The sequence below is a fragment of the Nostoc edaphicum CCNP1411 genome, assembly GCF_014023275.1.
Lineage (GTDB): Bacteria > Cyanobacteriota > Cyanobacteriia > Cyanobacteriales > Nostocaceae > Nostoc > Nostoc edaphicum_A.
Window position 1 is genome coordinate 7,068,714 of sequence record NZ_CP054698.1, and the last position, 12,379, is coordinate 7,081,092.

Here is a 12,379-nt window from a genome sequence, read left to right on the forward strand (position 1 = left end):
TAGGCAATAGGTATAAGAGTTTTAGCTTAGTTTATTTTTCCTCATATAGTTGATTATTGTGCCTATTTACTTATCCTAAAAAAATTGAGTATTTATTTGGGTTTTAGAGCAAAATTCTGCTCCGCAATTACTTGCCCGCGCTGAATATTTAGTGACTGAGAAACTTGTTGATAACCTGTTGCAGAGACAATCATGGTGATGTTACGCTGACCTGATTTTGGCGATTCTAATCCGATTAAGCGATAATTACCTTGTTGGTCACTAATGGTAATATCTCCACTATCTTGAATCTGTACTTTGGCATTTGTAATCAACTTTTTTGAATCGTCTACATCAGTAATTTTTCCTTTAATTCCCGTGGGTGAAAGCACAATATCTGCCATCGTCGCGGGAATTTTGCCATTGACAGGAGAAGATACTTGAACTTCTTTCCTAGCTTTGTTGTATCGAGTTGGGCTGGTAGGTAACGATGCTTCTAAAAGATATTCCCCAGGGGGTAAATTAGTAAAGTAAAAATAACCATCATTGCTGGTAATTTTGCGGTCAGGTCGCTCAGGCATTTTTTCCCATTGCGAACCAGATTGCAGTGCTTTTAGAGATAAAATAGCCCGGAATTTTTCTGGCATCTCAATAATTGCAACTATTGCACCAGAAATATTCTTTTGCGTTTCTCCTTGCAAAACTTTACCTGCGATCGCTATTTGTTGGTTAACTATAGATAGTTCGAGCATCGCTACTCCTGAAACTAAGAGTTTGGTTGATGAACTCCCACCAGTCCCGCTTCTTCTCCTGCTTCATCCACAGGAACGGAGATGGTGACAGTACAATGCAAGACAACCTTGGGTCTAGTTCCTTCTTTCCCCCCCATTGCTTGCCAGAATTCCCCAAAACTTTGTAAGTTACTGGGACGTAAACTAATTAGTCTTAAAGGAAGTTCTTGTGCTTCCAAGTTATCTGCAATCAAGGGTTCGGGAAGTTTTCGATGTCGCAGCAACACCTTCATCACTGCTCCTAAAAGTTGATGTTCTGTCTGGACATCCTCTTCATTTTGTGGCCAAGCAGTAATTAGATATGAACAATCTACCCTAGCTGGGGGACGTTTTCTAATTGCTCTGCCATTAGTTTGGCGTTCCACTGACCAAGCACTACTGCGTAACTCCAGATTCTCCTGCACATCATAAAGAAATAAATTAATCGCTGGCTTTTGTTTGATTGCTCCTTGATAAGGCGTAACAAAACTGATAAAAACTTCCGTGTCTCCAGAAGGAACATCTGGAGGAAGTTCTCGCTTCAGTAGCAATTCTAAAGTAGTGTCTAGACCATCTAACATAATCTAAACAATGTTTGTTTTATGACACTGCTCATTTTGAAAGCTTATGAAAGAAAATAACTGCTAGTTCAAAATAATACAACCAGTTATTAGCTTTATGAATAAAATATACATGAAAAATTGTCAAGAATATTGTAACTATTAGTAATATTTGCAAAAACTGTAATTTCACAAAAATCTGCTAAAATCGATTGATTCAATTTAAAACAAGGAATTTGACGTTGCAAAATCTTGCTGCAACGGTAATAATTGGGTTGGACATTTCTCAGTGTCATGAAATACCAATGTAATAATTTAGGCTGTTAATACTATATATAATAAATACGCAAAAACTATAAGTTACATAAATACTTAAGTATATTTAAGCAGTATTTTTTATTGCAATCCCTAATCGAATGCCGGAGATTAACTATGTACCGAAAACAAATATTTCAAAAAGTTGCACCCTCACTGCCATCAACGCCAATAAGTAAAGAGATTGCCTCTAGTCCTAGTTATGGATCATTGTCTTCAGTTGTGCAGAGAGTCCAACAAGACCCAAATAGCTTGAGTGGGGATGAGAGACAGGAGTTAGAGAGTGCGATCGGTTCCAGGTCAACGCGAGAGATTTTAGCGGGTAAGCAAACCTCGTGGGTTCCTGAATTTCAAGGTATTTCCGCGCAGCTGTGGGATGATGCTGGGCAGGTGGATGCACCCATCCAAGCGAAGGGAAATAACGATGTTGGAATGTCTGAGGTACAACCAGAAAACAGAACGGGATTACCAGATAACCTGAAAGCCGGGATAGAAAATCTCTCTGGAATGGTGATAGATGATGTGAAGGTTCACTACAATTCCTCTAAACCCGCTGAGTTGCAAGCGTTAGCCTACACACAAGGGACGGATATTTATGTTGCACCAGGACAAGAGCAGCATTTACCTCATGAAGCTTGGCACATCGTCCAGCAGGCGCAGGGCCACGTAAAGCCGACTAGGCAGATGAAAAGTGGGATTTCAATCAATGATGATAAGGGGCTGGAGCATGAAGCAGATGTGATGGGAGCTAAGGCTATGAGCGCCAGCCATAGCTTACCAAGAAGGCAATTGCAACTGCACGCATCGCCGCCAAGCAATGCGCCCATACAAGGTTTCTTTCAGGTTGATTCCAATCGCATTTCAGAAAATATGAATATCGTCTGGGAAGGACAAAAAGATGTCTATGCAACAGCCACTCAATTTACCACATCCAATTTGGTACTCGATATTAAAGGTAGCAAATACTTATTACACCAAGGCGTGGCTAAAAATTACGGCGGCAATACCACTTATTATCGTGTTGAACCACGTTTAAATCCCCGCACAACAACGGCTGAAGAACAAGACTTGCAGCCGACCATGGGGGATGATGACGAAATGCTGAGGTCAAAGCATGAAAGCTATATGCAAGAACTCCGCTGGGTCGAAGAAGATCTGGAAGAGTTCAAAAACGATTTTGCCAATGAAATAAGCCATGATCCCAACTGGCGCAAAAAGTTAAGCAGAAAAGGGATCATCGGTATGCGCCTCAATAATTGGTGTCGTGCTGCACCATATCGGCATGACTTACTGTTTATAGAGCTAGCACAAGTCACGCTTGAATATGAAAATCACGAAAGTCTAGAAACCATGACTAGAGATATAGCTAAGGTTCAAGTCAAATTCCAGGCATTTGTGAATCGTGAAAATGCTTATCCGCGTGCTATCGCGCTCCCCAATGATTGCGCTCAGTGCGTCAGCGAGCTGGTAGGCGGAGAAGCAGCCCGAGAGCGCGGCAACAAAAACCCCGATATTGGCGGCAATTACCATGAAACATTACGCAGTCCTAAAAATAATTCATTGGGATGGAACTTCCACTGGGCTGGCGTGATTATGAAAGATGGCGGTGATAATGTATCACTGGAAAGTGCAGCGGGTATGTCTATGACCAATTATGATCGCCAAACGTGGTGGTTTGCCATGTACGGTACTCAAAAACCAGAGCAAACCTTCAAACACCAGATTCAGGAGTTCCATTACAAACGCAACATTTCCCTCCTCTTGAAGCAACTCCCAAATGGAATCGAAAATTATCGTTTTGGAACAGATTTTGGATTGATTTTAGACATCCAACAAATGAAACAAGCACTAAAAGATTTGAATGGTGATGGATAATCGTAATCTACTATTTCCTTTAAGATACAAGGTTGGGTTGAGGAATGAAACCCAGCAATCACACTTGCACTTACCCCAGTGCAATCGCCTAATTTCTCAACTCAAAAAAGTTCGATTGCACAAAAACTCTGCTCCATTCTCATATATCACCCAAGGAATATCCAGTGGACTCGATAGCCGCAGGAGCGCAGATATTTACCAAACCCATCTCCCAAGCAGTAGAAATTAGTCCTGATTTAAATGGGTTGCAACCTCTGCTGCAACGATTAGATTGGTTAATCAAACAAGAAATTTTCGCTCTGCAAACCCAGGAAAAAGTTGAGGTAAAAGTCGAAGTTTCATGGTTGAAACAAACTGAAATCTCATCAGAGCAATCGTCTATTACAATTCGGTCAGATTCGCTCTTAGTATGGTTGCAAAATACTTTTGGTTTATCTAGCTTTGACTTGGATATACTGGCTATTTCCCTAGCACCAGAATTAGATCGTCACTATGAACGAGTTTATGGCTATCTCCAGGATGATATGAGTAACAAAAGACCTACAGTAGATATGGTCTTAAACTTGCTCTGTTCTAGCGTTCCTGAAAAGCTATCACGACGTAAGCATTTTACTACTAACTCACCCCTAATTAACCACCGTCTGCTCCATCTCTGCCCAGAACCTCATCAGCAGCAATCTACGCTTCTTTCTCATCGTCTAATACTCGACTCCCAAGTGGTGAGGTTGTTATTACATCAACCGGGGTTAGATTCCCGACTCACTTCTTGTTGTCAACTACTAGAACCAACCATATATTTTGATACTTTATATCTCAAGGCAAATGTACAAACAGCACTAGAAGCCTTGTTGATAGAAGATTGGCAGAAACAACAACCCCTACTGCTCTATTTTCAAGGAACTGATCGCACGGGTAAACGCCGCACCGCCCAAATCCTCGCCAAAAGCCTGGATGTTTCCTTGTTAATCGCCGACTTAGCACGGATGGTAGAGGATAAAGTTACCTTTGAGGAAAAACTGCAACTTTTATGGCGAGAAGCCTGGTTTTTTCACCGTTTGCTGTATCTGGATAACCTCGATATTCTCTACCTACCGGAAAATCAAATTCTCTATCAATCCTTCCTCAAAGAACTAGAGAACAATCGGGGTATAACCATCCTCGCAGGGGTGCAAAATTGGATACCCACAGCTATGGGTGCAACCGGGTTAATTACAGTTCCCTTTACAATTCCTGAGTCTAGTCAACGCAGACAATGTTGGCAAACTCACCTAAAAGCAGCACAGATAACTGTTGAGGATCGAGAGTTAGATGTATTGAGCGATCGCTTTCTGCTAACCCCAGACCAAATTGCCGATGCTGTCGCTACTGCCTATAATACCGCCCGTTGGCAACAAATTGACTCAACTAAAGAAAAATCACTACCCTCATTTTTAAACTTATGTAGTGCAGCTCGCGCTCAATCAGGTCACGATTTAGCTAGCCTCGCCTGTAAAATCGAACCAAAATATACCTGGGATGATATTGTATTACACCCCAACCAAATCACACAACTACAAGATATTTGCAAAGAAGCAGAATACCGAGATTTAGTACATCAAAAATGGGGTTTTGCAGATAAACTATCTTTAGGAAAAGGTCTAAATGTTCTGTTTTCTGGTTCTTCCGGTACAGGTAAAACAATGGCAGCAGAGGTGATTGCCCATCAACTGCAACTAGACCTTTATAAAATTGATTTGTCTCAAATAGTTAGTAAATACATCGGCGAGACAGAAAAAAATCTCAATCGCATTTTTACTGCTGCAACCAATTCTAATGCCATTCTTTTTTTCGATGAAGCTGATGCCTTGTTTGGCAAACGTTCTGAGGTGCAAGATGCCCGCGATCGCTACGCCAATATCGAAGTAGGTTATCTGTTGCAAAAAATGGAAGAGTATGAAGGTATTGCAATTTTAACTACAAATCTTCGTAGCAATATTGACGAAGCTTTTGAGCGGCGACTCCGATTTATTATTGAGTTTACCTTACCAGATACAAAGAATCGTCACCTAATTTGGCAGAGAATTTTCCCAAAAAATGCCCCCTGTAGCCACAATCTTGATTTAGAATTATTGGCACAAAATTTTGAGATTACGGGGGCTAATATTCGCTATATTGCGCTGACAGCAGCTTTTCTAGCAGCAGATGATGGGGGAGTAATTGAGATGGTACATTTAATTCGAGCGCTGCGTCGAGAGTATCAGAAAATGGGACAAATTATCAGGGATAAGGATTTAGGTCAATATGTAGATTTGCGTTGATTCTTCTATGTAAAGAAAAACCTGTAGGGAAAACACACTAACTAAAGCATATATATGTACTTTAGTCAATAAACTTTACCTTTCTTTCGTCCTTTATCCAAGAGTGCTGACAACCTAAAATTTTGTTTCAAACTGCTATAGTCCGATTGGGAAATCGGGGTTTTATGTCATGATGGCATACTAGAATATATATGCCTTTCTTAACTACAGGGAATCTCACATGGCTCTCCGTCTAGGTGACACAGTACCCAACTTTACGCAAGCCTCAACACACGGCGACATCGATTTTTACCAATGGGCAGGTGACAGCTGGGTTGTGCTGTTCTCTCACCCTGCTGATTTTACACCTGTTTGTACAACAGAACTTGGCACAGTTGCCAAGCTCAAACCAGAATTTGACAAGCGCAATGTCAAAGCGATCGCACTCAGCGTTGATGACGTAGAATCTCACAAAGGCTGGGTGGGAGACATTGAAGAAACTCAAAGCACCACTCTTAACTACCCGATTTTGGCAGATGCAGATCGCAAGGTTGCCGATCTGTACGACATGATCCACCCCAATGCTAATGCGGCTGTGACGGTGCGATCGGTTTTTGTGATTGACCCCAATAAAAAACTCCGTCTCTCTTTCACCTATCCTCCCAGTACAGGACGTAACTTTGATGAACTTTTGCGGGTAATTGATTCTCTGCAATTGACTGATAATTACAGCGTGGCGACACCAGCTGACTGGAAAGATGGAGAGGATGTTGTAATTGTCCCCTCACTAAAAGATCCAGAAGTACTCAAAGAGAAATTCCCTAAAGGTTACGAGGAAATCAAACCCTATCTGCGGATGACTCCTCAGCCTAACAAGTAAATCTGAGAATAATTTTTGATAAAAAAGCAAGGACGTAAAGTTATAACTTGGCGTCTTTGCTTTTTTGCGTGAGAATACAATATTCCTTGTTTTACCGCAAGTCTGAGAAAGTTTTAAACCGTGCTAATCGCAAAAAGTCCAAGAAGTTCAGCACAGCAAGGAAGAAAGCCAAACTTCGACAATCTAAAAATTACCACAAAGCTAGAAATAGGTATGCCCGTAAGCATTTAAAAGTAAGTAGGCAACGAAAAGAGTATTGCATCTTATTAGCATACTCCGTCATCCAATCTAATGAATTGGATAACGGGCTGGAATCCCTAGTGTGCTTTGGATACGATTGGCAAAACTCTGCAATAGGTCAACTGATACATATTTGAGCGATCGCCCTAAATCAGAGTTTTCCGGGAGATGATTACCTCTTGCCTCCAAAGTATGGGTTAGAGGTTTAGGACGGGTTGGCGTATTTAGCTGAATTTCATCTGGGCATAACATCTGCATCTGAGAAATGTATGTTTCTTGTTCTCGATCATTCCATTCGGTTAGTAGCATGGTTTGAATCGCTAGTCGTCCGGTATACATCCGGCGAAATTCTAATATCCCTGCCCAAAGGTGCATCAGGTCGAGATCGGATAGCGATCGGTTGACGAGATGGAACTGTCGAATACTGACAGCATCAAGTTTGACAGCGACCAGATCGGCGATCGCCAATGCTTCTCTAACCGACGCATTGAGAAGCAAACTTCCATTTGTCAATACCGCTATAGTCTTGTTTGTAAAGGCTTTAGCAGTTATTAAAATCTCTGCTAAATTTAATGCCAGTGTAGGTTCTCCGCTACCGCTTAACGTGACACAATCGATATCAGATGGCCTAAAGTATTGTAATTCTTGATGAATTTTTTGGGTAGGGACAAAGATCCGTCGATGAAGGCTTTGATGCTCAATTTTACCCAGTTGACAATATACACAGTTAAATGAACAGGTAGATACTGAACCAATTGGATCGATCCCTAGCGATCGCCCAAATCGCCAAGACTGAACGGGGCCATAAACTGCCTTGAATGGGGTTGATGTGGCAACAATGGTATCTAACTGCTGTTGTGATATCTGATTATTCATAAATTTATACTCTTCCGATAATCTGAGAACGATTTGATAAATGGTTTAGCCATTGCCATCCTGCCCATCCAGCATTTCTCGCTCCCCTCGGCGCAAACCACAGCAAAAATCCTGTGAATGCTGCCAAACTCCAACTAATCAGTAAGGCGATGGCAATCACTGCTCGAACATAAGCTTTGGGATTAACTGGATGTCTGGGCTTCATCTTGTTGAAACCTCCGGTAAAGTAGAGGATTGATTTTCTTCATCCTTTGACCTGAATCAGTTGTGGGCTGGGAACAATCGGTTCAACCAGAGGCAGGCCGATCGCCCGAAAAGCCCAACGCTCAAACCAGGGAATCGTCCACCCCAGGCGCATTTTCGTCAGAAAATATTTCTCGAATCCTGTTTTCATCCAAGACACCCAGATGCCATTAAGGGTTAAAGCACGGTGGCGATGTCCTGTCTCATCCGGGAGAAGTGGATCGGCTAAAAACAGCGCTCCAGTATCGCCAAAATTAGCGAAGCAAACGGCCTGTAGAGTTGGTTTGATCTGATATCCAGAAATAACCCCTAATTCCAGGGCAATATTATGGGCAACAGCAAGGGCCATTTCTTCAGACATCAGCCCCACCTTGGGAGCGTCCGTAGGGATGGGGGTTTGCTCTATTGCTTTGAGTTGGGTGATCACTCCTACGGCGTAAATCGACTCAAAGTCAGGGTGACGATAGGTAGGCAATACAGGTATAAACCCCTTGGCATCAGTTAGCCCCGGTGCTTCACGCAGGAAGCGTGGGCCGCGAAACGGCGGCAAAACCATCACAAATTTAGCTGGAATTCTCCGTCCATCAGCCAGATAAACCGCGTCAGGTTCAAAATGGGAAATGGCGGTATTTTCCATTAGCTCAATTTCCCGATCCGCCATGAATTTGCGGATTAGCCACCGGGAGTTAGCCATACCGCCGATGCCTAGATGTCCGGCGTAGGGTTCTGAGGTAATGAAGGTAATCGGTATTTGCATTCGCAATTTCTTCTGCTTCAAAACGTGATGGATCAAGAAGGCAAATTCATAGGCGGGGCCAAAACAACTTGCTCCTGGTGCTGCACCCACTACAACCGGGCCTGGATCGTCTAAAAATTTCTCCCACGCAACACCTGCCAACACAGCATGGTGCGGATTACAAACCGACTGGGTATAACCACCTTCTGGCCCTAATCCCGGTAGGGCATCCAGCACTAGTTCTGGCCCCGTGGCAATGACGGCATAATCGTAGTCCAATGTTTGATTGCTCATCGTTATCTGACGAGACTTCGGATCAATGGCGGTGACGGCAGCATGAATAAACTCAATACCATGCTGAGGAACAATCTTGGCTAAATCTAATTGAATGCGATCGAGGGACTTTAACCCCAATCCGACCCAAGGTAACGAAGGAACAAATGTAAACTTTGGTTGATTAGAAATTAGTATAATCTGATGTTTACGCGGCAGTATATGCCTCAGTTCATAAGCAGCAGGCAATCCTCCCAGTCCAGCACCAATGACAACAACACGAGCCATAATAACGACTCCTAAAGGTAATTTCTCAAGTTGAGTTTTTAACCAATGCCTTTTTACTCCCATCTTTATTCAAAAGAGTTTTAGGCGGGGTTTGAATTTAAAATAACACGATTACATTACTATATAGTAATATTGTTGGTAAACTGAAACGTTTGAAAATTTGCCAAGCGATCGCAACTCCTGATTTCATCAGCCTGACTAAGTGGGGTAAGTCAATTAATTATGGCGTTGAATATGTAGCCGATGCTGATAATGCCAATGGTCATTAACCCGACAAATACGGCTAATAATTGGGGTCGTAGCACTTTTTTGAGAATCACCATTTCAGGAAGAGATAGTGCTGTTACCGCCATCGTGAAGGCTAAAACTGTACCCATAGGCATTCCTTTATTTACTAAAGCTTCAGTAATTGGCATTACACCCGCAATATTTGCATAGAGTGGAACACCCAAAATTACTGCGATCGGCACTGCAAAAGGATTATTCGCACCTGCATATTGAGTAATAAAATCTGTCGGCACATAACCATGAATCCCTGCACCGATCGCAATTCCACCCACCACATAAAGCCACACCGATCGCACAATTTCGCTGGATTGGAATCTGCCTTGCTCAAATCTTTGTCCCCAGGTTAACGCCACTGGTTCTAGGGTGTCTTCATCTTCTAGAGGCATTGTTTGACGAGATTTTTGCAGTTCCCAAACAAATGGTTCCACCCATTTTTCTAATTTTAGGAGTCCGATGATATATCCAGAGGCGATCACTAAACCCACGCCAAAGCCGATGTAGATCAGCGTCACCTTTAACCCAAACAATCCCCAGAGAAGGATAACAGCAACCTCATTTACCATTGGCGCTGCCATCAGATAAGAAAAGGTCACGCCTAGAGGTACACCTGCTTCCAAAAAGCCGATAAACAAAGGAACGGCAGAGCAAGAACAGAATGGTGTAACTATTCCTACCATTGCCGCCAAAATATTTCCTGCAAAAGTACGCTTTCCTTCTAGCAAAGAACGAACGCGTTCTGGTTCTAAAAAGCTTTGAAATGTCCCAACAATGAAGCTAATTACAATCAGTAATGTTAAGACTTTTGGCACATCGTAAAGAAAGAAGTGCAGACTTGATCCTAAATGCGATGAAATCGACAATCCCAATTGGGTGACAATCTGAGTTGCCAACCAATCAAACGGATAAAAAGCATCGAACATAACTTTGCCTCTTTAACGCTGCAATAAAGGCTGAATTTGTTCTGCACTGATTACTTGACCTTTGCTGACAACTTTGCCATTGATTGTCATGGCGGGAGTAGACATCACACCTCGTTTAGCAATTTCGATTGGGTCGGTAATATGTGAAACTTCAGCATTTAAATTCAGATTTGCCACAGCTTCTTTAGCATTTGCCTCTAACTGTTGGCACTTTTTGCAGCCTGTACCCAAAATTTCAATCTTGATGGCATTCATGATATAACTCCTTTTTTATATTCTCTAATTCAATTCAGTTAACTGCCAGATTCTCTTTTTTGTTTTGCTCAAAGTAAGTATGAGCAAAACTTCCTAGAGGACAGTTTGGCTTCTGTTCAATTCCCAAAGTCTGAAATTGTTCAAGATATTGCGCCTCTGTCCAGCCTTCTTGTTCTGCCAATACCAATAAGGTAAATACCCCCGCCCGTAATCCAGAGGCACAGCGAGTAAAAATCGGTTGGGGAGATGCTTTCACCGCTTGTTTAAAGGCTTCTAGTGTGTCGATGGTCAAATTTTTGGGTGAAACGGGAACACTGACATATTCTAAAGCCTGTTCTTTCACCATTGACGCATCAAGCTGATTTCCTTCAGCCGCAGGACACAAATCAATGATAGTCTTGTAGCCTTTTTGAGCAATTTCTTGCAAAGCTTCAGTCTCAGCAATAGAACCAATGGCTAAGTTATTGGTAACGATTTTAAACATTTTCGATTTGTAAGGTTAAGTGATCAATGTCAAAATGAGCATGAAGTGCTTCACAGGTGTTGGTGAGAAAGCGATCGCCTGATTATTTTGCAGTCAAAGGGATTGTTTCCTGATTGCACCCACACTCATGGTCATTTCCCGCTTCATGGTCATGGGCATGATCATGTTCTTCTGGCGTACTGACCACCAGGGAACCTGCAAGATATGCCGTAACGGTTTTATCCGGGTCAGTTTCAGAGGTAATGATGGGCTGAATCCCCTTAGATTCCAGGCGATGTGCTAACCCACGTCCCATACTGCCGCTAATCAGGACTTGCACTGTATCTAGTGGATGAGAGTCTTTCGGGGAACTCTCGTGAAAACTCTGGTCTTTGGTGAGTTGTAACACCTGCTTGTTTTGAATGGTGGTGTCGTCCACGTCGTAGATCCAGAATTTCTGGCAGCGTCCGAGATGGGCAGTCACATTGGTCTGGTTTTGGCTAGAAACAGCAATTTTCATGAGCTTTCTGATTGGTTGAGTTTGAGAGGGTTGATTGACGATTTGGAATTGTTAGACCCACCAAGGCTTCTCCCCAGTCCGTGGATCGGTTTCTGTCCAGGGTGAGATCAAAATCCTATTGTCGATGACGGCAACATGGAAGATTTTGAGAGGGAGGGGAGCCGGTCCCCGTACTACAGTTCCGTCTGGCGCATAGCGAGAACCGTGACAGGGGCATTGGAACTGTTGATCGTTCGGATTCCAGGGAAAGGTACAGCCTAAGTGGGTACAGTTATCAAGTATTCCAATGCTGTCTAGGGTGTGATCTTCCTTAACGATTAAGTAAGTGGGTTCACCGCCCAGACCTGCAACCAGCGCACGACTTCCTGGCACCTCTACCAAAATTTGTGCGGCTGGGATTGGGTTCCCCAACACATCTTTAGCAATAATGCCTCCTCCTGCCCCTGTTTTTTCTACTGGAGCAATAAAAAATTTGCCAGCAGGATAGAGCGCAACACCCGCAACGGCAGCAACAGTTGCTCCGGTAATAAAGTTGAGCAGTTGCCGTCTTGATAGGGATGGACTTTCGAGAGGAAGACTAGTGTCCATTATGGATCTCCTTAAGTGTTGATGAGTGAATCCC

Annotated in this window: 13 protein-coding genes and 1 pseudogene; 4 read left to right on the forward strand and 10 right to left on the reverse strand. The window is 42.8% G+C overall.

Annotated features, from left to right (window positions below; translation table 11 throughout):
• Positions 1-92 precede the first annotated feature (92 nt).
• Together HUN01_RS32375 and HUN01_RS32380 are read right to left on the reverse strand one after the other, a co-directional pair.
• Positions 93-731: a carboxypeptidase regulatory-like domain-containing protein gene (locus HUN01_RS32375; protein WP_181929601.1), complete on the reverse strand. Its 639-nt coding sequence runs from the start codon at positions 729-731 to the stop codon at positions 93-95.
• 14 nt (positions 732-745) lie between these two features.
• Positions 746-1,330, reverse strand: a complete 585-nt coding sequence (locus HUN01_RS32380) for a Pvc16 family protein (RefSeq protein ID WP_181929602.1) — start codon at positions 1,328-1,330, stop codon at positions 746-748.
• A 411-nt stretch (positions 1,331-1,741) separates the two neighbouring features.
• On the opposite strand from HUN01_RS32380, the gene HUN01_RS32385 reads away from it, so the two are divergent.
• From HUN01_RS32385 to HUN01_RS35805, 4 genes and pseudogenes are all read left to right on the forward strand, one after another.
• A complete protein-coding gene (locus HUN01_RS32385) occupies positions 1,742-3,499 on the forward strand; it encodes an eCIS core domain-containing protein (RefSeq protein WP_181929603.1) in 1,758 nt (585 codons plus the stop codon).
• A gap of 164 nt (positions 3,500-3,663) precedes the next feature.
• On the forward strand, positions 3,664-5,796 hold the full coding sequence (locus tag HUN01_RS32390) for an AAA family ATPase (RefSeq protein ID WP_238845838.1): 2,133 nt from the start codon (positions 3,664-3,666) through the stop codon (positions 5,794-5,796).
• Between the two features lie 220 nt (positions 5,797-6,016).
• Positions 6,017-6,655 (forward strand): peroxiredoxin, encoded by a 639-nt coding sequence (locus HUN01_RS32395; RefSeq protein WP_012412697.1) that lies wholly within the window; start codon positions 6,017-6,019, stop codon positions 6,653-6,655.
• Between the two features lie 89 nt (positions 6,656-6,744).
• Positions 6,745-6,954, forward strand: a pseudogene (locus HUN01_RS35805) (RNA-guided endonuclease TnpB family protein); the annotation flags it as partial.
• On the opposite strand, the gene HUN01_RS32400 reads toward HUN01_RS35805, so the two are convergent.
• The 8 genes from HUN01_RS32400 to petC all read right to left on the reverse strand — a co-directional run bounded on the left by HUN01_RS32400 (position 6,944) and on the right by petC (position 12,345).
• Entirely contained in the window at positions 6,944-7,771 is an 828-nt protein-coding gene (locus tag HUN01_RS32400) for a radical SAM protein (RefSeq protein ID WP_181929604.1), read from the reverse strand. The pseudogene HUN01_RS35805 and the gene HUN01_RS32400 sit on opposite strands and share 11 nt — an antisense overlap.
• Positions 7,772-7,775: 4 nt before the next feature.
• Positions 7,776-7,976 carry a hypothetical protein gene (locus HUN01_RS32405; RefSeq protein ID WP_181929605.1) on the reverse strand — a complete coding sequence of 67 codons (201 nt, stop codon included), beginning with the start codon at positions 7,974-7,976 and terminating at the stop codon, positions 7,776-7,778.
• A 39-nt stretch (positions 7,977-8,015) separates the two neighbouring features.
• Positions 8,016-9,311: an NAD(P)/FAD-dependent oxidoreductase gene (locus tag HUN01_RS32410; protein ID WP_181929606.1), complete on the reverse strand. Its 1,296-nt coding sequence runs from the start codon at positions 9,309-9,311 to the stop codon at positions 8,016-8,018.
• 212 nt (positions 9,312-9,523) lie between these two features.
• On the reverse strand, positions 9,524-10,519 hold the full coding sequence (locus HUN01_RS32415) for a permease (protein ID WP_181929607.1): 996 nt from the start codon (positions 10,517-10,519) through the stop codon (positions 9,524-9,526).
• 12 nt (positions 10,520-10,531) lie between these two features.
• A complete protein-coding gene (locus tag HUN01_RS32420) occupies positions 10,532-10,774 on the reverse strand; it encodes a thioredoxin family protein (RefSeq protein WP_181929608.1) in 243 nt (80 codons plus the stop codon).
• A gap of 34 nt (positions 10,775-10,808) precedes the next feature.
• On the reverse strand, positions 10,809-11,258 hold the full coding sequence (locus HUN01_RS32425; RefSeq protein WP_181929609.1) for a protein tyrosine phosphatase family protein: 450 nt from the start codon (positions 11,256-11,258) through the stop codon (positions 10,809-10,811).
• 82 nt (positions 11,259-11,340) lie between these two features.
• Complete coding sequence (locus tag HUN01_RS32430) at positions 11,341-11,721, reverse strand: NifB/NifX family molybdenum-iron cluster-binding protein (protein ID WP_203219512.1); 381 nt, start codon at positions 11,719-11,721, stop codon at positions 11,341-11,343.
• An 87-nt stretch (positions 11,722-11,808) separates the two neighbouring features.
• On the reverse strand, positions 11,809-12,345 hold the full coding sequence (petC, locus tag HUN01_RS32435; RefSeq protein ID WP_181929611.1) for a cytochrome b6-f complex iron-sulfur subunit: 537 nt from the start codon (positions 12,343-12,345) through the stop codon (positions 11,809-11,811).
• Between the last annotated feature and the right edge of the window lie 34 nt (positions 12,346-12,379).